The sequence below is a fragment of the Lentzea alba genome (assembly GCF_011067745.1).
GTDB lineage: Bacteria > Actinomycetota > Actinomycetes > Mycobacteriales > Pseudonocardiaceae > Lentzea > Lentzea alba.
This window is the reverse complement of sequence record NZ_JAAMPJ010000009.1, coordinates 52,375-75,023: the sequence shown is the minus strand read 5'-3', so window position 1 is coordinate 75,023 and position 22,649 is coordinate 52,375. Positions and strand designations below refer to the sequence as shown.

The 22,649-nt window shown below is 67.1% G+C and carries 22 protein-coding genes and 1 pseudogene; 13 read left to right on the top strand and 10 right to left on the bottom strand.

Annotation, left to right across the window (positions count from 1 at the left end; genetic code table 11):
• Nucleotides 1-8 precede the first annotated feature (8 nt).
• Genes G7043_RS29840 through G7043_RS29825 form a run of 4 tightly spaced genes read left to right on the top strand, consistent with a single transcriptional unit; the run spans nucleotide 9 to nucleotide 4,241 of the window.
• Nucleotides 9-1,010, top strand: coding sequence for an ATP-grasp domain-containing protein (locus G7043_RS29840; protein WP_166051240.1), 1,002 nt, complete (start codon nucleotides 9-11; stop codon nucleotides 1,008-1,010).
• Nucleotides 1,007-2,026, top strand: a complete 1,020-nt coding sequence (locus G7043_RS29835) for an ATP-grasp domain-containing protein (protein ID WP_166051238.1) — start codon at nucleotides 1,007-1,009, stop codon at nucleotides 2,024-2,026. Before G7043_RS29840 ends, G7043_RS29835 begins: the two co-directional genes overlap by 4 nt.
• Nucleotides 2,016-2,981 carry an ATP-grasp domain-containing protein gene (locus G7043_RS50025; protein WP_166051236.1) on the top strand — a complete coding sequence of 322 codons (966 nt, stop codon included), beginning with the start codon at nucleotides 2,016-2,018 and terminating at the stop codon, nucleotides 2,979-2,981. The genes G7043_RS29835 and G7043_RS50025 overlap by 11 nt, the downstream gene beginning before the upstream one ends.
• 12 nt (nucleotides 2,982-2,993) lie before the next feature.
• Complete coding sequence (locus tag G7043_RS29825) at nucleotides 2,994-4,241, top strand: MFS transporter (protein ID WP_166051233.1); 1,248 nt, start codon at nucleotides 2,994-2,996, stop codon at nucleotides 4,239-4,241.
• A 46-nt stretch (nucleotides 4,242-4,287) separates the two neighbouring features.
• On the opposite strand, the pseudogene G7043_RS29820 reads toward G7043_RS29825, so the two are convergent.
• Both G7043_RS29820 and G7043_RS29815 read right to left on the bottom strand, forming a co-directional pair.
• Nucleotides 4,288-4,519, bottom strand: a pseudogene (locus G7043_RS29820) (IS3 family transposase); the annotation flags it as partial.
• Nucleotides 4,520-4,662: 143 nt separating this feature from the next.
• Entirely contained in the window at nucleotides 4,663-5,937 is a 1,275-nt protein-coding gene (locus G7043_RS29815) for a PP2C family protein-serine/threonine phosphatase (protein WP_313888148.1), read from the bottom strand.
• A gap of 574 nt (nucleotides 5,938-6,511) precedes the next feature.
• Between G7043_RS29815 and G7043_RS29810 the strand changes: the two genes are divergently transcribed.
• On the top strand, nucleotides 6,512-6,793 hold the full coding sequence (locus G7043_RS29810; RefSeq protein ID WP_166051231.1) for a hypothetical protein: 282 nt from the start codon (nucleotides 6,512-6,514) through the stop codon (nucleotides 6,791-6,793).
• Complete coding sequence (locus tag G7043_RS29805) at nucleotides 6,790-7,458, top strand: hypothetical protein (RefSeq protein WP_166051229.1); 669 nt, start codon at nucleotides 6,790-6,792, stop codon at nucleotides 7,456-7,458. The genes G7043_RS29810 and G7043_RS29805 overlap by 4 nt, the downstream gene beginning before the upstream one ends.
• 357 nt (nucleotides 7,459-7,815) lie before the next feature.
• On the opposite strand, the gene G7043_RS29800 is transcribed toward G7043_RS29805, so the two are convergent.
• The 4 genes from G7043_RS29800 to G7043_RS29785 form a co-directional block, all read right to left on the bottom strand.
• Complete coding sequence (locus G7043_RS29800; protein ID WP_166051227.1) at nucleotides 7,816-9,324, bottom strand: glycoside hydrolase family 130 protein; 1,509 nt, start codon at nucleotides 9,322-9,324, stop codon at nucleotides 7,816-7,818.
• Nucleotides 9,321-10,331, bottom strand: coding sequence for a glycosyltransferase (locus G7043_RS29795; protein WP_166051225.1), 1,011 nt, complete (start codon nucleotides 10,329-10,331; stop codon nucleotides 9,321-9,323). Before G7043_RS29795 ends, G7043_RS29800 begins: the two co-directional genes overlap by 4 nt.
• Complete coding sequence (locus G7043_RS29790) at nucleotides 10,328-11,461, bottom strand: glycosyltransferase (protein ID WP_166051223.1); 1,134 nt, start codon at nucleotides 11,459-11,461, stop codon at nucleotides 10,328-10,330. Before G7043_RS29790 ends, G7043_RS29795 begins: the two co-directional genes overlap by 4 nt.
• Nucleotides 11,462-11,558: 97 nt before the next feature.
• Nucleotides 11,559-12,113 (bottom strand): DUF5994 family protein, encoded by a 555-nt coding sequence (locus G7043_RS29785; protein ID WP_166051221.1) that lies wholly within the window; start codon nucleotides 12,111-12,113, stop codon nucleotides 11,559-11,561.
• A 427-nt stretch (nucleotides 12,114-12,540) separates the two neighbouring features.
• Here G7043_RS29785 and G7043_RS29780 point away from each other — a divergent pair, with 427 nt between their 5' ends.
• From G7043_RS29780 to G7043_RS29755, 6 genes are all read left to right on the top strand, one after another.
• Nucleotides 12,541-12,711, top strand: coding sequence for a hypothetical protein (locus tag G7043_RS29780; protein WP_166051219.1), 171 nt, complete (start codon nucleotides 12,541-12,543; stop codon nucleotides 12,709-12,711).
• A 272-nt stretch (nucleotides 12,712-12,983) separates the two neighbouring features.
• Nucleotides 12,984-13,886, top strand: a complete 903-nt coding sequence (locus G7043_RS29775; RefSeq protein WP_166051799.1) for an acyl-CoA desaturase — start codon at nucleotides 12,984-12,986, stop codon at nucleotides 13,884-13,886.
• 215 nt (nucleotides 13,887-14,101) lie between these two features.
• The gene (locus G7043_RS29770; RefSeq protein WP_166051217.1) at nucleotides 14,102-15,070 is read left to right on the top strand and encodes a transcriptional regulator; all 969 of its coding nucleotides are present in this window, start codon (nucleotides 14,102-14,104) and stop codon (nucleotides 15,068-15,070) included.
• A 523-nt stretch (nucleotides 15,071-15,593) separates the two neighbouring features.
• Complete coding sequence (locus G7043_RS29765; protein WP_166051215.1) at nucleotides 15,594-15,971, top strand: HPF/RaiA family ribosome-associated protein; 378 nt, start codon at nucleotides 15,594-15,596, stop codon at nucleotides 15,969-15,971.
• Nucleotides 15,972-16,111: 140 nt separating this feature from the next.
• Nucleotides 16,112-16,840: a GAF and ANTAR domain-containing protein gene (locus tag G7043_RS29760; protein ID WP_166051212.1), complete on the top strand. Its 729-nt coding sequence runs from the start codon at nucleotides 16,112-16,114 to the stop codon at nucleotides 16,838-16,840.
• Nucleotides 16,841-16,845: 5 nt separating this feature from the next.
• Complete coding sequence (locus G7043_RS29755; protein WP_166051210.1) at nucleotides 16,846-17,574, top strand: GAF and ANTAR domain-containing protein; 729 nt, start codon at nucleotides 16,846-16,848, stop codon at nucleotides 17,572-17,574.
• A 289-nt stretch (nucleotides 17,575-17,863) separates the two neighbouring features.
• Here G7043_RS29755 and G7043_RS29750 read toward each other — a convergent pair whose 3' ends face one another.
• From G7043_RS29750 to G7043_RS29740, 3 genes are read right to left on the bottom strand one after another with little or no spacing between them, the layout of a single operon-like run.
• A complete protein-coding gene (locus G7043_RS29750; RefSeq protein ID WP_166051208.1) occupies nucleotides 17,864-18,385 on the bottom strand; it encodes a hypothetical protein in 522 nt (173 codons plus the stop codon).
• Nucleotides 18,382-19,089: an STAS domain-containing protein gene (locus G7043_RS29745; RefSeq protein ID WP_166051206.1), complete on the bottom strand. Its 708-nt coding sequence runs from the start codon at nucleotides 19,087-19,089 to the stop codon at nucleotides 18,382-18,384. The genes G7043_RS29750 and G7043_RS29745 overlap by 4 nt, the downstream gene beginning before the upstream one ends.
• 5 nt (nucleotides 19,090-19,094) lie before the next feature.
• Nucleotides 19,095-19,349 (bottom strand): hypothetical protein, encoded by a 255-nt coding sequence (locus tag G7043_RS29740; protein WP_166051204.1) that lies wholly within the window; start codon nucleotides 19,347-19,349, stop codon nucleotides 19,095-19,097.
• Between the two features lie 888 nt (nucleotides 19,350-20,237).
• Between G7043_RS29740 and G7043_RS29730 the strand changes: the two genes are divergently transcribed.
• Nucleotides 20,238-20,606, top strand: coding sequence for a hypothetical protein (locus tag G7043_RS29730; protein ID WP_166051202.1), 369 nt, complete (start codon nucleotides 20,238-20,240; stop codon nucleotides 20,604-20,606).
• Between the two features lie 48 nt (nucleotides 20,607-20,654).
• Here the strand turns inward: G7043_RS29730 and G7043_RS29725 are convergent, their stop codons facing one another.
• Nucleotides 20,655-22,598, bottom strand: a complete 1,944-nt coding sequence (locus G7043_RS29725) for a discoidin domain-containing protein (RefSeq protein WP_166051200.1) — start codon at nucleotides 22,596-22,598, stop codon at nucleotides 20,655-20,657.
• Nucleotides 22,599-22,649 lie beyond the last annotated feature (51 nt).

Sequence of the window (22,649 nt, the reverse complement as noted above, 5' to 3'; positions counted from 1 at the left end):
GGGAAGACATGACCGACGATCGCGGTACCGAGATCGTCATGTACTGGATCCGGTCCGAGCGGGACAGCAGGAATCCCAACCCGATCTTCGGGCCGATGCTGGAGCAGTACGCGGCGGCCTTCGCCAGCGTGAACGTCGAGTTGCGGTGGATCAGCGTCGACGACCTCGTCATCGGCAGCACAGGCGGCAAGCCATCCGTGCACGTCTTCGGAGAACGCGTCGACCCGCACAAGGCGTTCTTCCACACCATGCTGATGTCGTCGCCGCACAATCGTATCGACGCGTGGCGGCATCTCACGACCTATGCCGCGCTGGAGGCGGCCGGCTTCTTCGTGACCGTGCCGTTCATGCACAGCGTGATGAACGACGACAAGATGCTGACGAACCTGCAGGTGTTCCGCGGAGCGGGCCGTGCTGTGCCGACCGTGCGGATCAACACGCGTGGTTGGGGCACCAACGGCGTTCGAGTCGACGAGGACGTCCTCCCGGCGGCGGGCATCTCGTTCCCGGCGGTGGTGAAACCGGTTGACTGGGACGGCGGGCACAGCGTGTTCCTCGCGGAGAGCCAGGAAAAACTTGACGCGTTGCTGAGCATAGCCGGGAGTGCGGACCTCACGATGGTTGTTCAGCCGTACCTCGGTTCCGACACGGTCGACTGCCGAGTGTTCTGCGTGGACGGTGAGCCGTTCGTGATGAACATCAGGCGGCCCGTCGATGGAAACATCGCGGGAAATGTCGCGCAGGGTGGGGCATGGGGCCTGGTTCCGGTTCCGGATGAGCTCGCGGCCGCCGCTCGAAAGGTCGCTGCCGTGTTCGCTCTGCCTTATCTGTCGGTCGACTTCCTCGTGGCGGGCGACGAGTGGTGGCTCTCCGAGGCCGAGCTGGACGCCGGATCGCCCGACGTGCCCATGGCCGCGATCAGGTTCGACTCGTACCGCAAGCGTTTTGCCGACTTCGTCCGCACCGGTGCGGACCAGCGGACCTGGCAGTTCATCGGAGGTGCGCAGTGACCGCAGCAGACTCGACGCGAACGCCACCCACCATGTACTGGATCCGGTCCGAGCGGGAAAGCAAGAGGCCGAACCCGGCACACGCCCCTATCAACGCGATGTACGACGAGATCTTCCGTGATCTCGGCATGACCGTGCAGCCCATCAGCGCGGAGAACATCGTGGTCGGCCGCACGGACGACGGACCCGCTGTGTACGTCCGGGGTGTGCGAGTGCGACCGGACGAGGCGTTTTTCCACACGATGCTTTGGACCTGGCCCACGGACCGCTTCGACATCTGGCAGCACCTCACGGTCTACGCGGCCCTGGAGGCCGCGGGTTACTTCGTAACGGTTCCGACGCTGCACAGCGTCATCAACAACGACAAGATCCTTACCGGCCTGTCGGAGTTCGCGAGTGGCCTGCGGCGGGTGCCGACGGTGCGCGTCACCACTCGCGGCTACGACTCCGAAGCCCTGCGGCGTTGCGTGGTCGCACTCACCGCCGCGGACATCGAGTACCCCGTGATCGTCAAACCGGCGCACTGGGGATCCGGGCACGGCGTGTTCGTCGCCGAGAACGAGACCGAGCTGAACACGGTGTTGAAGACGGCACAGGCGGCCGAGTTCACGATGGTGGTTCAGCCGTGGCTGGGCCGGGAAGTGACAGACTTCCGGGTGTTCTGCATCGACGGTGAACCGCATTCAACGCTGGGTCGGCGTCCAGTGGGCGATGCGGTGGCGGGCAACCTCGGTCAAGGCGGGGCCATGTCGCTCGGCACGGTCCCCCAGGTCCTGCGTGATCCCGCACGCAAGGTAGCCAAGGCAATGGGAATGCCTTACGTGTGTGTCGACTTCCTCATGGCCGGTGACGACGACTGGTGGCTGTCGGAAGTCGAGATCGACGGCGGAAGCACGCTCGACGACTTCGCCACCACCAGAGCGCGATTCGGGTCGTACCTGGCTCGGTTCAAAGCGTTCGTCGCAAAGGGCACCACTGACGGGGTTTGGCGATTTGAGGAGAACTGTGCGTACTGACCTGCCCATCCTGACGTTCGTCTATCGGCCGGACGACTTCGACCCCGACTACGTCTCCGAGGCGCAGCCCGAGGCGATGGAGTCCTACGGAGCCTACGCGGAGCGAGCCGGCTTCATGTTCCGCATGGTGCCGGTGAACGAGCTGCAACCCACGTGCGTGGACCGTCCGCGCCTGTGGTGGCGCGGTGAGGACCTTCTCGCCACCAGGCAGTGCTTCCAGATCGACGACTTCAGCTGGGACCCGCAGGCGTCCCACTTCCTGGCCGCGGTCCGCCGCACGATCGAGGCCAGCGACTCGGTGTTGCTCAATGACTCCTTCACCGGACCGCCACACCTCGTCACCGACAAGCTGTCGATCGCCCAGCGAGCGACCATGCTCGGCATTCCGGCGGTGGGCACGATCGCGATTCCCTTCGGCCGGTATGCGCGGCGAGTCGTCGACGTCGCCCGCGAGGCCTTCGGTGACGGGCCGTACATCTTGAAACCGCGTGAGCTCGGCATGGGGTTCTGTGTGGTGAAAGCCGATTCCGTCGAGCAGCTCGCCGCCACGGTCGACCTGGTCGGGCAGAGCGGAATCGGGTATGTGGTGCAGCCGTTCATCCCCAATGAGGGCGACCTCCGGGTCCACGTGATCAACGGCGAGATCGTCGCCGGCCAGCACCGCCGACCCAAGGCGGGGAACTATCTCGCCAACGTGGCCCAGGGCGGTTCCGCCACCGCAGAGGTCGTGACCGAAACGGTCCGCAAGCTCAGCAAGCTCGTGGCTGACGACCTGAAAGCATCTCTGCTGTGGGTGGACTGGTTGCTGACCAGCGACGGCCCCGTGCTCAGCGAGTGGAGCACCGGGTTCGGCGGCTTCACCGGCCTGCCGGAGCGCGAGCGGGAACAGGTCGGTAAGCACGTCTTCGCATGGGTGCACCAGCTACTGGCCGCCGAAGCCGGTCCGGTGTCCTGAGAGGAACAGGCCGTGTCCAGCGTTCGTGAGCGTCACGTTCTGTTCACCCATCGCGACTTCCGCTTGCTGTTCAGCGCGGACACGATCAGCCAGATCGGGTCTCAGGTTGTTCTGCTGGGCTTGCCGCTCGTCGCGCTCAGCGCCCTGAACGCGACGGCGTTCGAGGTGGGGCTGTTGGCGGCGTGCGGAACGCTGCCGCTCCTGGTGATCGGCTTGTTCGCAGGGGCTTGGGTCGATCGGGTGCGGCGCCGGATGCTGATGATCGTCTGTGACGTCCTGCGGGCCGCGTTGCTGCTCACCATCCCAGCGGCTTGGTGGCTCGACAAGCTGTCGATGGCTCAGCTTTACGGTGTGGCGCTGGGCATTGGCGCTGCAGGCGTGGTCTTCGACATCGCCTACCAGAGCTATCTGCCGCAATTGATCAATCGCGATCGGCTGGTCGAGGGCAACGCCGCGTTGCAGACAGTGCAGGGCGTTGCACAGACGACCGCGCCCGGCTTCACGGGCTATGTCGTCCACGTGTTCACAGCGCCGTTCGCGATGATTGCCGCAGTCGTGGGTTACCTCTGGTCCGCACTCTGCGTCCGTCTTATGAGGACTGCGGAGCAGGCCGTAGCGCCCGACAAGGACCGCCATCTGTTCCGTGAGATCGCAGAAGGGCTCCAGTTCATCGTCGGTGACCGGGTGATGCGAGCCACGGTGGCGTGCTCGGCCAGCATGAACCTCTTCAGCAGCATCAGCGCGCCCATGCTGATCGTGCTGCTGGCGAAGGACCTCGCAGTGCCGGCGTCCTCGATGGGCCTCGTTTTCGCTGCCACCGGCATCGGCGGAATCGTGGGTGGCATGCTGACGACCAGGCTGGTTGCCAAGCTCGGTCAGGGCCGGGCGATCTGGATCAGCTCCGGTCTGACCGGACTCATGGCGATGTCGATGCCGCTCGCGCAACCAGGCGGTTGGCTGGTGCTGCTGGCCGCCGCACTCTTCGTTTCGGCGCTGAGCCACATCGTCTACAACGTTTCGGTTCTGAGTTTCAGGCAAGCCGTGACGCCCACAAGACTGCTGGGGAGAGTCGCAGCCTCGGGCTGGGTGCTCAGGTCGGGAATCATGCCGCTGGGAAACGTGCTCGGAGGCGCGTTCGCGGCGGCTCTCGGCACCCGATACGTGCTGTGGATCGCGGCCACTGGCGCCACATTTTCGTTCCTCTGGATCTACTTCTCGCCCATGCGCACGATGCGCGAGCTGCCGGCAGAAGTGAGTTGACCACGTTGTCGAGCAAACTCGCGGCTCGAGCAGGTGACAGTTGTGATCACGCAGCCTGACTGGCTGGCGCGGTCATGATCGCTTCGTATTCGACGGGGTCAACCGGCCAGAACAGTTCGGCGTCTGCGGCGGGTGGTAGGTGCGTTCGATCCAGGTGACGATCTTCGTCCGGAGTTCGTCGCGGATGGGCCAGGTGCGGCGGTCGAGAACATTGTTCTGCAGCAACGCGAAGAGGCTTTCATGGCGGCGTTGTCTCCGGCTGCGCCAACCCAACCCAGCCGAGCGCTGGGCGACGGTCTTGGCGCGCACACGCCTCGCAACGGGCGGGTACGGCTCGTCGGGTGTGCGTGGGATCGGTGCCTGAGGAGCTCCGCATGCGCGAGCAGCCGAAGCTACCGGCTTGCACATCTCCGTCCGGTCGTCAGCGACTTTCCTGATGATCCTGGACAGGATGTTCGTCCGGTTGAGCAGATGGACAGGTCGGGCGCGAGGGCGAGGCGGAGTCCGTGTCGGCACCGTTGTCGGCGTGGCGTGCGGTGCGACCGATTCCGTGCCAGTCCAGGCAGAGCACGGTGGCGTCGTCCTGGAGGTGATCACGGTAAGCCCGCCTCACAGCCCTGGTCGCCGCCCGGACCACCTCCCTGGGGTGCAGTGCTTCGGTGCTGCGGAGCAGCGCGGGCAGGTCGACGGCTTCGGCGTCACGTTCGAACATGCCGTCGGTGAGCAGCATCAGCCGGTCTCCGGGGCGCAAGCTCAGCGCTTGCACCCGGTAGGGATGCGGTTTGACGCCGAAGAGCAAGTCGATCTTCAGGTCGAGCGCCTCCACCACGCCGTCGCGCAGCAGAAGTGGGGCGGGGTGACCGGCATTGACCAGGTCGACCGCTCCGTCGCGCAGGTCCACCCGCACCAGCAGTCCGGTCGCCAGTGATCCCAGGCGGTGGTCCAGCAGCGCGTGGTTGGCCTGCTGTGCCTGCTCCGCCAGGTCGTGGCGGGCCCTGCGGGCCCTGCGCAGCGCACCGACCAACAGGGTCGCGGTCAACGCCGAGGCGACGTCATGACCGACGGCATCGGTGATCGACAGGTGCAGGGCGTCGCGGTCCAGGGCGTAGTCGTAGGTGTCGCCGCCGATGTCGTGAGCCGGCACCAGGGCACCGGCGACGGTGAACTGGGCAGCCTCGCAGCAGGACGCCGTGGGCAGCAGCTGGTGCTGGATCTCCGCCGCCAGGCTCATCGTCGTGGTGCGCCTGCCGGAGTGGTAGAAGTCGGTGAAGCGGCGGTCGGTGACGATGACATAGGCCAGTGCGTGCGCCGCCTCGCCCAGCTGCGCCAGTACGTCCTCGTCCAGCGAGGGCACGGTCACCTCCAGCACACCGACGCAGTCGCCGCGGTTGGTCACCGGCAGCACCACCCGCATCCCGTCGCCGTCCTGCTCCTGCCACGGTTGCTGGGTGCGCAGCACCTCCTCATACACGCTGCCCCGCAGATCAACGCTCTCCGCGCTGCCCCCGCCGAGGTGCCGCGTGGTCGAGGCCAGCCGCACCAGCCGCTCGTCACCGACGTCGATCAACAAGAACGACACGTCGACGGCCTCGAACCGCTTCGCCAGGTCCCGGGCGACGACCTCGACCGACTCCACCGGCGGTGCGCTCTCGGCCGCCGCGAGCACATCACCCGGTCGCAGCACATCAACGTCCACGGCAACCTCCGAGCAGTCAGGGCCACCCTAACCACATCACCGCGAACTGTCCGCGCGCAGCCGCGGTGCACGTGGGCACCACCCCGTACACCCCAGGCAGTGAGTGAGGACTCCGACGCGTCCCGGCTCAACGTCACCATGCTCGTGATCCCACGGGGCGAGTCCTGTCGGATCGCGGCGGCGAACTGGAACGTCTCCGTGGTGCCAGACCGAAGCAACTTGCTCTGCCTGGTGCCGGCGGCTTGCGAATGAGGAACCGGACAGACCGATGAGGTGTTCGGCGAGGACCGCGCGAGCGCAGGCCAGGGCGGCGCCCAGGCGACCCGGTGATGCACTCCGCCGACGCTGAAGGACGACGAAGTGCATCATCAGCTGCATGATCGCTTGATCAACGTACTCGGGCACACATCCTGTCCATGCTGGTGAGCAGGAACCGGCCCTTCGAATTGGAGTGCGCGCCCCGGGGGAGTCGGTAGTAGGCGTATCCCTCCCGCAGCTCCTCTTGCCTCCGCGGTGCGCTGCTTGGCAGCCATCTCCATCGCCGCGGTGTTCTCGGCCGCGGACCACATGCCTCATGAACGCCCTGGAGCTCTCGCCCATCGGGGCCGCACTGACCGTGGCCACTGCCTTGAAACGGCGTTCCGTCTGCGCCACGCTGAGGGCGTGGCCGCCTCCGGCGCAGATGCCGAAAACGCCCATTCGGTCGCGGCCGACGAACGGAAGACGCTTCGCCGATGATCGCACCAGTGACGCCAGGACGTGCGGACTTGCGATGGTGCAGGAAGCGGTGCCGGGCATGCGGGTGAGGAGTAACGTCGGGCTATCAATCGATCAGCAGGCGAAGAACAACCCGTGACGAGTTCGGCTCAGGTCAGCGGGAGGATCCGAGCGGGCGCCGCCGTGATGTCGGTCGTTCTCGTACTGCTCGCGGCGACACTGGCGATGTTGCTCGGTGTCGCAGAAGCAGGTGCGGCGCTACTGGGTGTTCTCGGGTGGCTGGTCGCACTGGCGGCGCGGCTGCCGGCGCTCGCCTCCGCGGGCAGGCTCCGAGATCCCGGGCGCAGCCGCACCATCCTCGCAGCAGCGTTAGCGGTTACGGACGAAGTTGTACGGCTCGCACTTGTGCTGATCGTCGTCAGCGGACACGCCTCCGCGCTCTGGGCGGGCTTCGGCTGGGCGCTCGCGGAACTCGTGTTCGTCGTAGCTACACACCTGGCGCAGTTCAGCTGGCCCATAGGACGTGAAGCGGCGGACCAACTGAGGTCAGAGGGTGGGTTCATCAGCACACATCCGGCACACAGTGGCGTCCGCGGCATCGCGGCAACCACGTTCCACCTCGGCGCCACACTGCTCCTGACCATGGGACCGTGGTGGGTGCTGGTCACCGCCTCCGCACATGTCGCGGTGAACCTTGCGTTCGCCCGATGGGCCCGCCGACGACTGGTGCCAGTCCAACTGTTCAGCGCACTGGTGAGCGTGGCCTTGCTGGCCGCCGGCCTGGTTGCTTCCGGCTTGCGTTGAGCATGCGAGAGCGAGCACGTCGAGCCCTGGTGCACGCGCCCTACGGGACTCCAACCGCAGCTGGCCCAGCCCCGAGGCCAAGTACGCACCTGTGTCCACGGTGGAGGCAATTGCAGCGATTTCGGTGTTGCTGCTGAGCGTTGTCCTTCGCCACGCGTTGACATCCTCGAACCCCTGCCGCAGCTTGAGCGGCGTCGGCTTGTAGTTCGGCACAGGTCAGTACACGATCATCTGCTGCGGCCATTTCCTGATGGCGCAGTGGTTTCACCAAGGAGCAGCTCGACGGCCAGACCCGCGGCGAGTGGTAGCTGCGTCAACTCACCGGTTCGGCCTGCCCTGCAACAGCTTGGGCCGCTGCTACAACAGACCGCCAGCGTGTGGAACCGCGTGCTGGGGCTTGCTTTCCCCGGTCAGGGCAGCCAGCAGGCTGCGCAGGGACGTGGTGGCCAGGCCGATGGTCGAGTCGCTCGCGCCGTAGGGGATCACCAGCGTGTCGTCGTGCAGCAGGGCACCGCAGGAATAGACGACGTTGGGCACGTAGCCGTCGCGTTCTGCGGCTATGGGCAGTAGCAGCGGTTCGGGCAGGGTGGCCAGCACCCGTTCCGGATGGTCCAGGTCGAGCAGGATCGCGCCCATCGAGTAGACCCGCATCGGACCGACTCCGTGGGTCAGCACGAGCCAGCCCTCGGGAGTCTCGATCGGGGAGCCGCAGTTGCCGACCTGGACGAGGTCCCAGTCCCTGGCCGGCGCCTCCACCGGTCGTGGCTCGTTCCAGGTCCTGATGTCGTCGGAGGTCACCACGGCCGTGCTCTCCCCGTCGCCGCGCGACAACGCCGCGTACCGGCCTCCGATCTTCCTGGGGAACAGTGCCATGCCCTTGTTGCGTGCGGCCGACCCGGTCGTCTGTGTGACGTGGAAGGTGCGGAAGTCCTTGGTCTCCAACAACTGTGGTGCGACATCCACACCGTCGTACGCGGTGTAGGTGGCGTAGTAGGTCTGGTCGCCGTCATCGTCGGTGAAGCGCACGAACCTGGCGTCTTCCATGCCCTGGCGTTCGGACGGGCCGGTCGGCCAGAGCACCCGGCCGCTGATGACGGTGTCGTCGGGGAATTCCGAGGTGTAGTTGCACGCGGCGATCCACCGGATCAGCTCCACGGTCCGGTGTGCCTCCTGACGGGCGACCAGACTCGGGTGCAGATCGGCCAGCACCAGGTTCAGGTCGGCGTCGGTGAACCGCGCGGGCAGCCACCGGTTCAGCACGGCGGAGACCTCGTCGTCGTGGCCGAGCTCGGCGAGTTTGCCCAGGAAGAGGCTCTTCTCGTACACCGCCTCCCGATGGAGTCCAGTGGTGATGACGTTCGGGGGCGTGTCGACTGTGAGCACACCATCGGGACCGACCACCCCGGTCCGGAAACCGATCGACGACAGGTGACCTTCACCGATGCCTCGGACACTCAGCACGAACCGCAGATGCCCCGGTGCCAACCCGCTCTGATCCGGGTGCGCGACCATGGACGGGTTGCACAGTGCGGCGCCTTCGATGGCGTACTCATGCGTGAAGTACGCGCCAATGAGCAGCCGGCGGGACTCGGACAGCTCGACGCCCTCGGGGAAGCGGTGGCTGACGCTCGCGAAGTGATCGGCGAAAGTCACGCTGACATCCCTGTGGCGTCCCGCGAACAGGCCGATGGTGCGGTCGAGCGTGGCGCACACGGTTACCTCGTCCAGCACCATCACTCGCCGGATCACGGCCGCCGATCGCGACTCGTGCTCGGGCCGTTCCTCTCCAGGCACGAACAGTTTGGTGATGACCCGGCGCGGATCCGGCCGCAGCCGCAGCGAGGCGCGAGTGACACGGGCGTTCATCCGGTGCTCCCCAGCAGAGTGTGGCGGTGTTGCAGAGTGGAGATCAGCGCCAGGGTCGACTCGGCGCCCTGGTTGCGGTTGGGGCCTCCGTGCGTGAGTCCGTCGTAACCGCCCCCGGTCTCGCTGTCGTGCATGGGCACGCCCAGGTCGTTGTCACCGTCGAACCACGCGACCGCACGGCCGACACCGGTGAGCCACACCGGGTCGCCGGTGACCTGGTGGGCGCGGGCGCAGGCGTCGGCGAGCGCCGCGACCTCGATGGGTTGCTGGTCGAACGCCGGGCGAGGCTCGCCGATGTGCCAGCCACCGGCAGGGGCCGGCGAAAGCCGGACATCACATGACTCGACGGTCAGCAACCAGTCCAGCAGTCGCAGCCCGTCGTCGCGGATCTTGCGGTCCGCGAGGAGATGACCTGCCGCGATCAACGCCTCGGGCAGCACGGCGTTGGCGTAGAAGAGCCGGTTCTCCGGCCACGGCCAGTCCGGTACGTCGCCGGGTTCGCCGACGTACGAGGCGATGTCACCGAGCAGCTTGGCCGCGAGGGGGTGCCCGGGATCGGCGCTGAGCACCTCGGCGGCGCCGAGCGCGGCGAAGGCCATCGACCGCACCGACGGAGGCCGGTGGTGGGCGCTTGCCTCGAAGCAGTCGAGAGCAGCCGTGCGCATCCAAGGCACCGGGCAGCGGGCAGCCGTGGTGCCCAGTCCCCACAACGCGCGTCCCCACCAGTCACCCAGTCCCGGTTCGTCCCGCCAGCTGCGGTCGGGTCCGAGCCGGTTGTGGAACCGCCCGTCATCGGCCTGAGCGTGAGCGGTGAAGGCGAGATAGCGCTCCAGCAGGACGACCAGATCGACGGACAGCTCCGGCTCGCGGCTCAGGACGACCAGACCTCGGGCGACGTCGTCCAGGCAGTAGCCGTGCTCTCGGCGGGGCAACGGCCCGCGGGCGTGCTCGTACAGGCCCGTGTCGTCGCTGAGCCGGGCCAGGTGGGTGAAACTCGGGCCGGTCACGCGGTCACGGCGACGCGGGCGGCGAGCAGGTGCTCAGCGAGCTCTCGATACCGGCTCGCGACCGCCGACCAGCTCAGTGCCGGGGCGAGACTCGCCGAACGGTCGCTCATCCTGGCCGCGAGTCCCGGTTCGGTCAGCACCCTCCGCAACGCCGCGGTGATGGCGGCAGGGTCGCGGTGTGGCACCAGCAGCCCGGCCCCGTCCGCCAGCAGCTCGACGGCGTGCGGGAACTCGGTCGCGACCACCGGTTTGCGAGCGGCCAGGGCTTCGACGAGCACGCCGGACGTGACCTGCTCTGACGAGTCGTAGGGCAGGAGGACGACGTCTGCCAGGCCGACCAGTTCCGCCAGTGCGTCCACTTCGAGGTAGGTCGAATCGAACTCGAGCAGGTCCACGACGCCGAACGCGGCGGCGCGGTTGCGCAGGTTCCTGCGGTAGGTCTCGCCTTCGTGCGCCAGCACCTTGGGATGGGTCTGGCCGGCCACCAGGTAGCGCGGCTTCAGGTCGCGCAGCGCACCCAGGGCGGAGATTCCCCACTCGATGCCCTTGCCACGGCCCAGCAGGCCCCAGGTGAGGATCATCGGCCGGTCTGTGGACGGATCGCGGGCGGGTGGGTCGACGGGGAGCGCGCCGTGTGGAATCACGACGACCTCATCGGGCCGTTCGACGGTGTAGCCGTCAACGAGCCGCTGCCGTGCGGCCTCGGACATGGTCACCACGGCGTCTGCGTAGCCGACGACCTCCTCGAGCACCTGCCGCTGGCCAGGAGTCGGCGTGGTGAGCACCGTGTGCAGCACGATGATCACCGGGACGCGCAGCCGGGCGAGCACGCCGAGCACGTCCTCACCATCACGGCCGGCGTAGATCCCGTACTCGTGCTGCACCACCACCACGTCGCAGCGGTTGAGCGCCTCGGCCGCGGCCTCGACCGCGCCGGGGGGCATCTGGTGCACCACTGATGTTCCCGCTACGGCGGCGGGTTCGTGATCCGGCTCCGCGAGAACACGGACCACCTCGCCCTTGCTGCCCGGCGTCACCGCGGTCAGATGATGCAGCAACGCGGCGGTGAACGTGGCGAGTCCGCATTGCGTGGGTGGATACGTGCTCAGAAAACCGTACGTGCGAAGCACAAAGGACCTTCCGGGTCGGCTGGAACGTGGGGCCGGTGACCGCCGGCGCGAAGTCCTCCCGGGTTGCCCGGGCTGTTGGAACGCGACCAGCCGGCGATCAGCGGACGTGCTCCGGGATTCGGCCGCCGTCTGCTTCCCAGCCCGCGAGAGCGATCCGGGTCAGATCGGCCGTGCGTTGTGTCGACGCGGTCACGCTGACGCCTGCGGCGAGCAGGTCTTCGACGGTCTGGGTGTTGCCGCGATTCGCGGTGATCGTCATGGTCTGGTGCGCGGCGGCCGGGTCGGTGTTCGACGGCACGACGAGCAGTGTGAGACGGTGCTTGTCCGCTGCGAGCACGTCCACGGTGTGTGCGGGCCTGGAGAGGAACCCGTCGAGCCGGATCTGGCGGCCGTCGCCGATGATGCGGCGGGGCGCGGAGTCCCACTCGGTGAGGTTGTAGCTCACTCGCAGGATGTCGCCCAGGCGAGCTCCCAGCGCTGCGAGCAACGCGGGCAGCTCGGCGGCGAGGTCCCGGGAACGCGGCCACCAGGCCCCGTCGACGTGTCCCGTCGTGGGCACCTTCGGCCGCAGCCGCAGTCGTTGCGAGAGCTGAGACTGCTCGGGGATCGCAGCGGCAGGTGAAGCGTCGGAAAGGTGGGGTGCTGACGTCATGTCAGGACTCCCGTCCCCGGCCGGAAAACAGCCGGTCTAGTTTCGCCGAGCACGGCATGAACTCGGTTGCCCATATGCGCGCTGTTCTCGGAAACTTGACTCTACACCGATTCAGTCATGATCGACCGAAATGTTGCCAAATTCTGGATCACACACCCGCGCGCCTGACCGAAGTGCGGAAACTCCTTCAGTGAGCCAAACCTGCAGTTCGGATACTCACAGCTGACTCTCAGGATGACGTAGGCCGGATTTTCTGATCACACAGGGCTCGGCCACTTGTGTCAGTGGTGCGTGTAGCATGGAGACAAAAGTGCTGCTTTTCCAACGGTCTCCTCGATCCTTCCTGAAATGGCCTGATGATCCATATCGGACCATTTGCTCGAACAACACCCGGCCAGCTCACGCAACCGGGGTGCGGAGTACCGAAATGAGCACGTCGAGATGGACGTTCAGCCCCGACGTGGACCGGGTGCCCGACCTCGCGGCCATGCGGCGGCTGCTGCTGCAACGGGGAACCGAAGGCGTCCGGTTGTCTGCTCCGGCCGGCCGATGGGCCCGTCCGCGCCATCTGACCTCACATCGTTCTCCTACCAGCTGACACACGCTGACGGAGACACCGACCCGGTGCCCCTCGACAATCCCCCGACCGAGGGGCACCGGCCTCAGCGCACCGGTTTTGCCACCGCCACACCACGGGTATCCAAGCCGTGTGACGACCTGACGCGGGTCGCCTGACATCCGGCACCCGCCAAACCCCACACCGATCGCCCCGGCCCCCGGCGACGGAGAACGTATGCCGTTCCCGGAGGTACGAGCGTGAGTACGCAAGTCGAATCAAACGTCCGTCGAGCCGACGCCGCGCCGCAGCCCATGCTGGCCGGAGAGAAGTCCCCGGCCGAGATGTTCCTGGTCAAGTTGTTCGCCGTCATACCAGCGCTGGCACTGGCGGCAGCGGTTCCGCTGGCATGGGGCTGGGGTCTGGGCTGGGTCGACGTCGGTCTCGCCGTTTTCTTCTACACCCTCACGTGTCTCGGCGTGACGATCGGATTCCACCGCTACTTCACGCACGGTGCTTTCAAAGCCAACCGCGCGCTGCGGATCGGGCTCGCGGTGACCGGCAGCATGGCCATGCAGGGCCCGATCATCGGCTGGGTCGCCGACCACCGCCGCCATCACGCCTACGCCGACCGCGAAGGCGACCCGCACTCACCGTGGCTCTTCGGCACCTCGGCCACCGCGCTGGCCAGAGGGTTCTGGCACGCCCACATGGGCTGGATGTTCCGCCGGGAACTGACCAATGCCGCCCGCTTCGCACCCGACCTGCTCGCCGACCCGGACATCCAGCGCGTCAACCGCTGGTTCCCCGCGCTGACCGCCGTGACACTGCTCGCACCCGCGCTGATCGGCGGGCTGGCCACCTGGAGCTGGTGGGGAGCGTTGACCGCGTTCTTCTGGGCCGGTCTCGTCCGCGTCGCGGTTCTGCACCACATCACCTGGTCGGTCAACTCGATCTGCCACATGATCGGCGACCGGCCGTTCGAGGCGCGCGACAAATCCGCGAACTTCTGGCCCCTGGCGATCCTGTCCATGGGCGAGTCCTGGCACAACTCCCACCACGCCGACCCCACCTGCGCCCGCCACGGTGTTCGCCGGGGCCAGATCGACATCTCCGCGCGACTGATCTGGGTCTTCGAGAAGCTCGGATGGGCCACCAAAGTCCGCTGGCCGAGGCCGGAACGACTCGCCCGCAACCTCAAGACCACCACTTCCTGACCCCACACCCGTTTGGCGTCATCCGCAGCCACACCATTCGGTGGCAGCATTCACGGCGCAGCTCGGTTATTTTCGAAAGCAGCCGAGTCCCTTCGGCGAAGGCACAGGTCAAGCTCCAGGCCCGGTGACGACCCGGTCATCGGCGAGATGGCTGCGTTACCCGCTCTGGCCCCCGGCGGCGCCCACTTCTCAGTCCCGCTGTCAGGAGTGCCGCCATGGCCATCCCGGATTTCTCTCCTGCTGACGAACGTTCACCGCGATCGATTGACGTCTCCGACGTCGTTCGGCTCGAGGCGGACACGCACGCTCTGCGCGCGCTGGACTACCGGCAAGGCGGTGACTCCTGTCTCGACGCGGTCCGCGCCCGGATGCGGGAGGCGCTGCCGATGCTCGACGCGTCAGCCACCGAGAAAGTGCGGCGGCGGCTGCACGTCGCGCTGGCCGACCTGCACAACCTCGCCGGCTGGGTGTGCTTCGACGCCGGTCTGGTCAGCAATGCCCGCGTGCAGTTCACCCAAGCACTTGTGTTCGCCGGGTGGGGCCGGCACGACGGGCTGGTCGCCAACATCTGCTATCGGCTCGGCCGCGTATGCCTGCACCACGAGAGCCTTGACGAGGCGTTGGACTACTTCCGGCTCGGCCAGCTCGCGGCGACCCGGCCTGGCAACGAGATCGCGGCCAGCATCCTGTCGGTGAACTCGGCGTGGACCCATGCCAAGCACGGGGCCGGCGACCAGGCACTCGCCGAGCTCGACCGTGGCCGGGACCAGTTCGCGACCGCCGACCACACCCAGGTGCCCGACTGGGCCCGGTTCTTCACCACGACCGATCTGTCAGCCGTGGCCGGTGCCGTGCACACGGATCTCGCGCGAACAGTGAGCCCGCGCCACACCCGAATCGCGATTCCGTTGCTCATCGAAGCGATCGACGACTACGACGACGGCATGGCCCGCAGCCGTGTGTTCAGCCTCGTCCTGCTGTCGATCAACCACCTGCTCGACCGAGACCTAGACATCGGCGTCGAAATCGGATTCCGCGCGCTGGCATCCGCCGAGACCCTGGCCTCGACACGAGTCCGCGATCGCATCCGTCCGCTCGGCCTGCAAGCGGAACGGCACGTCACCCACGCCGGCGCGCAGGAACTCGCCACGCGCATTGCCACTTACGCCACCACCGGTCCGTGAACACCGTTGCGGTCCGCGCCGACGCCGACCGTCCAGCCACGAGCCCCGTACGACAACGACAGGTACTGATCGATGCGGCCCGTCCACCTGTTTTACGCCATCGGGAATCGGCAGAAGATTCTCAAGAGACCGCAGTTCACGACAGAGCCGTGCGAGTCACCGAGGTGTACAGGAACATCTCGGAGGAGTAGGTCATGGGTTGTTGCTCAAGACCTCGGTAACGCGTTGGACGCGAGCCGAGGTTTTTTCGTACAACAATCTGCTCCAGGAGCAGAAGTAGTCATGCGAAAGCTCCACCGCGACCACCATTGCAGTCGCAATCCTCCGACACGGCCCCGTCGGCCACTGCCCAGCCCATTCCTCCAACGGTCGCGCCCGTTCCCAGCTCATGGCGTGCCCTGAGCCGGAGTGATGTCCTTCATCGGACGATGGCGCCGGGCGCAGCCCAGGCCCGGCCAGCGCGAACCTTGCACGCGCCGCCGTGTCCGCCGAGCACAACCATCTACAAAGGACTGGTAATCGCATGAAGGAAACCCGGGACGACACCGCTGTTGTCGCCCTGCACCTCGCCACCGGCTTCCTCGCGTCAGAACGCGGATGGGTCTTGGAACGCCTCGTCGCACTCGGTTCGCGGCTGCGGTCGTTCCGCGACGACCAGATCGAACTGGAAGTCAGCGTGACGGACCGCCACGGCGTCGAGCAGCAAGTCACCCTCGAATGCTGGATCAACCGCACTCCCCGCGTGCATCTGGTCGTCACGTCGTCGGAGCGCGACCTGTCAGAGGCGCTCAACGAGGTACGCGACGAACTCGTCCGTCAGGTCGACGAGGCCAAGACCCGGACTGGACCACGCGGCAACCGCGCGCTGAGGTCTGTGCCCCGGCTGCCCGCGCAGGAGTAGCACCCGAGGTCAGGACGCGTTCCTCCTTCTGGGCGCCGACATCCGTCGAACCACCTGATCTCGCGCGTCCGCCCGCTTGGCAGGTCACTTAGGGCTAGGCTTTCGTTCGCACGAGATCACAATGGCGAGGAGTGACCAGCGTGGGCACGAATCGGCATCTCGACTTGCTCGTGGTGATCAATGAGATGGCCAGAGCGAACCAGGAGCCCATGGGTGTCCGTCATGTGTGTCTTGCCTGCCGGGCCGGCCTGAACGCGGCCGGCGTCGGGGTCTACCTGGCCGGTACCGCGCAACCGCTCGAGGTCGTCGGGACGGCGGGCGAGGAGATGGCCGAGCTGCAGGTGACGATGGGGGAGGGGCCCGCATCGGAGGCTTTGCGGCAGAACCAGCCGGTGTTGGTGCCCGACCTGACGAACGGGTGGAGTGCGCAGCGCTGGCCCGTGTTCGCCCCGGCCGCCGTCGCGGCGGGGGTGGCGGCGGTGTTCGTGATTCCCTTGACGCTGGGCGCGATCGCGCTGGGCGCCTTGGAGATCTGCCGGGACGTCGACGGCCCGTTGTCGCCGGATGAGCTCGCGGATGCGCTGCTGTTCGCGGACACGGCGACAGCGCTGTTGCTCGGCCGGTCCGCGGCGCCGGCTGCGCCGGACGGCGCTGATCTGTGGGGTGCTGAGCCGGAGCGGCGCTGGGCGGTGGTGCACCAGGCCACCGGCATGGTGTCGGTGCAGCTGGACACCGATCTCGGTGAGGCGTTCCTCCGGTTGCGTGCGCATGCGTACCTCAGCGGCCTGCGTCTGTCGGAGGTGGCAGCCGACGTGGTCGCGCGCAGACTGAGATTCACCCCGGATACCAACCATGAGAAACAGAGGTGAGTCACGTGTTGGACCGGCGGATCACTCAGACCTTCGTCGAGCTGGCGGACACGCTGGTGCTGCAGTTCGACGCCATCGACTTCTTGCACACCCTGACCGAACGCTGCGTCGAACTGCTCGAGGTGGACGCGGTCGGAATCCTGCTGGCTGATCAGCGAGGTGCGCTGAACCTGGTGGCCGCGTCCACCGAACAGGCCCGGATGCTGGAGCTGTTCCAGCTGCAGGACGAGGAGGGCCCCTGCCTGGACTGCTTCCACACCGGGCAGCCCGTGGCGTGCGCCGACCTGAACCAGGAGCCGCAGCGCTGGCCCCGGTTCACCGTCGCGGCACGCGAACAGGGATTCTCCGCCGTCCACGCGGTGCCGATGCGACTGCGCGAGCAGATCGTCGGCGCGCTGAACCTGTTCCGAACCGCGCCCGGCGCCATTCCGGAGGACGCGGTCGAGCTGGCCCAGTCCTTCGCCAACGTCGCGACGATCAGCATCTTGCAGGTCCGGGCGCTGCGGCACAGCGAGATGGTCACCGAACAGCTGCAGAACGCGCTCAACAGCCGCATCGTCATCGAGCAGGCGAAGGGCATCCTGACCGAGCGCCTGCAGATCGGTGTCGCGGACGCGTTCTCCCTGTTGCGGACCTACGCCCGCAACAGCAACCAGCTGCTGTCGGACGTCGCGCAGCAGGTGATCGCGCGATCGCCGGAGGTCGCAAGGATGATGAAGGCCGGCAAAGCCTGACGCACGTAGAGAGGCGCCGCACAGCCCACGGCGTGAGTTCGGCGGTACCGGGAGCACTTCGCCGAAGCCGGACCGGAGCCGTCCTCGGCGTCCCCCGTGAACGGTTGTCCGCCGACCGGGACGGGGGGGTCGGCATGCTGCCGAACCAGCGCGCCTACAAGGTTCCTGCACGGACCATCCTCGCGACCATCGGGCCGGCCCTGGACACAGCTGTGGCCGTGGTGTTCGTCATGCACCTCCAACGAGTGCTCGTGTGGATGCTCATCGCGGCCGTCTTCACCGTCGCGCTCTACCCTGTGGTGAACTCGCTGCAGAGCCAGGTGAGGTGGTGCCGCCGCTCGCTGGCGACGCTGGTCGTGTTCCTCGTGGTTTCCTGGCATCCGGCGGTGTGCTCACCCTCTTCGCCATACCGCTGGCCGAGCAGGGCACACAGCTGGCGACCCGGCCGCCGGACATGATCGCGGATGCTCGCGGAGGCAGAGGCCCTGTCGGGATCTTGCTTGAGCGCACCCGGCAGTTCGCCACCGGCCTCGGTACCCCGGCACTGAACCTGCTGCGCCGCGCGATCACCGGAATCGTCGCGACCATCCGCGCCGCACGCCGGCCAAGTCCGGTGTGTCGTTGTGCCGCACGGTGAGCACGAAATCGGGACCCACGAACAGGTGCAGCTCACCGAACTAGTGGCGATCCAGGCCACGCTGTCGGCTTGCCGCTCCAGCATTCGGAAGGTGTCGGCCAGCGTGGCCGGGGACGCGGCTTGCCGCCCGTCCAGGTAGACGACGTTGTTGATGATGTTGGTTTCCGAGGTCACGCCGGGGGTGGTGCACCGTGCCCCGCGCGTGGCCGCGGCAGGATGCCGTCATCGTCAAGGGACCCATCGATGATCTGCGCGGCGACCTCGCTCATGCGCAGCCGGGCGTGGGCGATGTCGGGGCAGACGTCGAACACGCTGTCCAGTCCGGTGATCGTCAGTGGCCGCAGCACCACGCGCGTACGGGCGACCAGACACATCCTGATCCCCGCCGTCTCCGCTGCTTCCCTGGCAGCGACCAGGACGGTGATACCGGCTGCACCGAAGAAACTCACTTCGGTGAGGTCTACCACCAGCTGTGGGCAAGTGGGTCGCAACTGCTCGAGGAGACGATCACGCAGCAGCGGGCTGGTGGACGAGTCCACCTCGCCGCACACCGCGAGTACGACCACGTCTGGCGGGGCCTGGCACACCGTGCCAGTCAGAACCTCCCCATCTGACTGGAAGTCTGGCCGGACAGCAGCTGCGCGTGCCGGATGGTCCGCCGGTACGCGTTGGAGGAGGGGTGTCATGGGACATCTCCTTGATCGGGCAGGTTGCGCCTGTCCGTTGCTTGTGAGGTGGATGGTCGAGCGCACCGCCGAGGCCCAGTCGTGCTCGTCGAAGATCCAGATCACTCCGGCTGAATTGTCGATCTGGCCGTGCGACACGTCGTGCCGGGCACAGGTGGGGCGGATCGCCCGCGGCCGGACGTTCGCGGACACGGCAGTCACGCGACTGTCTCATTAGGACTGACTGGAAGGGCTTGCGCTGGGTCCCCGGTGGTGAGCGCGCGGATCCGGTCGATGACCAGTTCGGCTTCCGCCGCGCTGAACAGGCCCAGCCCGGCCGCGTGCTGGATGGACGCGACCGTGCTCTGGTGGGGTTCAGCGATCCCCGCGATCCCCGCGATCCCCGCGATCGCCGTGGTAGCGGGAAGCTGATCGAGATGCGCCATGGGAATCCCCCGGTCGGATGCCGTCATGCCGGGTCCAGGGCACTTTCTGGGAACGATACTCCCTTGTCCGGACAACGTTCGATCATCGCGTGCCTCGGTGCCGGCTGGCAGCACACGCGCAAGACGTCCGGCCGTGTGCACGACACGTCGTGTTCGTCCCCGGCCGGCGCTGCCTGGGGTTCTCGGCGTCGGCACGGTCAGCTCGCAGGGCGGAGTTCTGCGATCACCTTCGTGCCCTCGGTACCTGCCGGTCCGGGATCGGGCACCGCGACATCTGGATTGCGCTCCATCGCGGCACAGACCGCGCTGGCGTGGCTGCTGACCCGCGGCGACGACATCGCCCCCCATTCCCGGGACCCGGCGGGTCACGCGCGTCGAAGAAAACACTGCCGCCGATGCCTGCATGATCACCGCGGGCCAACGGCTCGGCGCGGAGTTCGGCATCCACGGGCCGGCCATCTGCGGAGCCGAGGGCGACCGGAACCCCTCACCGGGAACATGCAGACCGCGTCGCGGACCGCTGGCAACTGACACGAAATGCGGCAGAATGAAGGAGCCTGCGCCTCCTCCTTGCCCCTTCATCCGCCTGTTGATCATGAAAATGATGATCAGGCGAAGATCGGTTCGATCTCGTCGTGCGGGGATCCCGCGCCTTCGTGCCCGCTTCCACTGTGCGGACCGAAGGGAAGTCCACTTTGGACGTTCTGCACGGAGTCGGGGAGCTGTTTCTCCCGGCTCGGCGAAAGCGGCCCCTGGGTTGAGAGACGCCTTCCGTGCCAAGCTGGAAGCGGGTCAGGCGATCAGGCGATGAAGCCGGACATGCCGCCAAACTTTACCGCGGAATTCGACGAAGTCGTCGGAAGCAAACAGGTGTGGGGTTCTGTCCATTCCGGACTTTTCCTGGAGGTTTGTTCGGTGCTCAGCTCTCGTGGGTTCACCCTCAAGGCGACCTTGATCGCGTGGGCGATCGCACTGGTGGCGGCCGCGCCCGCCGAGGCCGCGCCGCCGGAGCCGGGGCCGCCTTGTGAGGTGGGGAAGTACTACAAGCTTTGCGTGTGGTCAGGTCCCAATTACACCGGCCGGTTGCGAGTCCTCCCGTACAACCTCGACCGCCTCGACATCGGGCCGCTCTTCGTGGTCCGCAGTTACAAGAACTGGCACGCCAGCGGTCGGATCACCGACGTGTTCGGCTGCGACCACGGGCTCGGTGAGTGGGCGAAGGAGCCCGCGGTGAACAACGGATGGGGGATTCCCGCCAAGGCCATCGCCAGCGGATCTTCGTAGGAACTTGCGGCGGTCGCGGTACCCGACGCCACGACCGCCGCACCAGGCCTACGTCGCGGGGGAGTAGAGGTTCAGCTCGGAGATGCTCCACCAGTTGCCCGTGTTGCCGGTTTGGGTGATGCGGAGGTATCTGGCGGTGATGGCGGGGAGGTGGATGGTGGTGGTCGGGTCGCTGCCCTGTCCGGTGGTGATGGGGTCGCCCCAGGAGGACGGGTTGTCGGAGGCGTGCACGGCGTAGCCCCGCGGATGGTCTCCGGTGCTGGAGCCGTTCTCCAGAACGATCTTGGTTGGCTTCCGCGGGGTACCGAGGTCGATCTGGAACCACTGGCCGGGCTGTTGGGCAAGGCCTGTGGACCATCGGGTGGAGGAGGTGCCGTCGATCGCCTTCGCGGCGGTGTCCGCGGTGCAGCAGGCATCGGCGGGAGTGGACGACGCGCTGACGCGCCAGCCTGACCGGTCCAATGCGGACTCTCCGCCGCCGGGCGGAGGAGTGCTGCCGGCCGACCAGGTGAACGTGGCGACCGCGCCCGCGGACAGTGAGGTGCTGAAGTGCCGGCCGGTGGAGGTGACGTCGAAGGTCCGGGTGCCGGACCCGCTGTTGTGGACGACGAGAACGGTGGAACCGTCCGGGTTCCGGAAGGCGACGTTCTCGATGTTGCCCTGACCGAAGGTGTTGGAGCCGATGCGCACCGCGCCGGGCTTCACGAACTTGCTGATGTGACCCAGAACGTAGTACTCGGCGTTGTAGGTGACGGTGCCGTTGCCCTGCACCGTCACCACACCGGTGCAGGTGGTGCAGTTCATGGTCGGCCCGCCGTTCTGGTCGAGCGCCAGATTCCACAGGACGACGCTCTTCGCCCAGTTCCGGGTGGCGCCGATGATCAGGTTGCGGGTCTGCCAGCTCAACGTGTCGGCGAACGTCCTCGCCTCGTCGCCGGTCTTGATTCCGGAGCACTCGGTGAAGTGGACGTCCTTGCCGGGGAACGCGTTGTGCACGTTCGTCTGTGCGCCCGGCTCACCCGCGTAACAGTGGAAGGCCGAGCCCGCCGTGTACCGGGCGGCGGTCGAGTTGCGGAGCACGTCGAGCGGATAACCCGGCCGGTCCCAGTTGTGGTCGAAGGCGAGAATGCGGGTGTCCAGCCCGGCCCTCTCGATCGCCGGACCGAGCGCGCCGCCGATGAAGTCCGCCTGATCCTGCGCGGACATCAGCATGCCCGGGTAGTTCCCGGGCGAGAACTCCGGTTCGTTCTGGGGTGTCACCAGGGAGACCGGCACACCGGCGTCCCGGTAGGCCTGCAGGAACTTGACGAAGTAGTTCGCATAGACCTGGTGGTGCTCGCGTTTCAGACTGCCGCCGACCAACTCGCCGCTGGTCTTCATCCACGCCGGCGCGCTCCACGGCGACGCCATGAACGTGGTGTGCGGGTTGATCTCCCTGGCGCGCCGGAGCAGGGGCAGCACGTAGGGCTCGTCGTGGGTGATGGAGAACCGGGTCAGGTTCGGGTCCGTCTGTCCTTTCGGGACGTCGTCGTACGTGTAGGCCGACCGGGAGAAGTCCGACGCGCCAATGGGCTGGCGCACCGTGCTCAGTCCGATGCCCTGCCTCGGGTCGAACAGTGTGGTCATGATGGAGTCGCGATGCGGCGAGTTCCAGATCAGCCAGGCGGAGGAGTCCGTGAAGGACGCCCCGAACCCCGTGATCGTCTGGTAGGTCTGTTCAGGGTCGATGGTGATCGTGTCCGCGGTGCCGGTCGACCCGGAACGGAAGGCGAGGGCCGGCTGCGGGTTGAGCAACTGGGAGCGATCGGCTGTGGTGATCCACGAGCCGACCCCTCCGGCATCGGCGGCGTGCTGCTCGGCCGGCACGGCAGAGCGTGGCACGGCAGAGGTTGGCACGGCAGAGGTTGGCACGCTCATGCCGAACAGGGCGAGGCCGACAGCGGTCGTGACGTGGGCGACCCGTAGTCGCCTGGAATCCAGACGGGTGTGCACGACTTCCTCCTCGGGATCTTCCGCGGGGGTTCGAGAACTCGGCACGGCTGG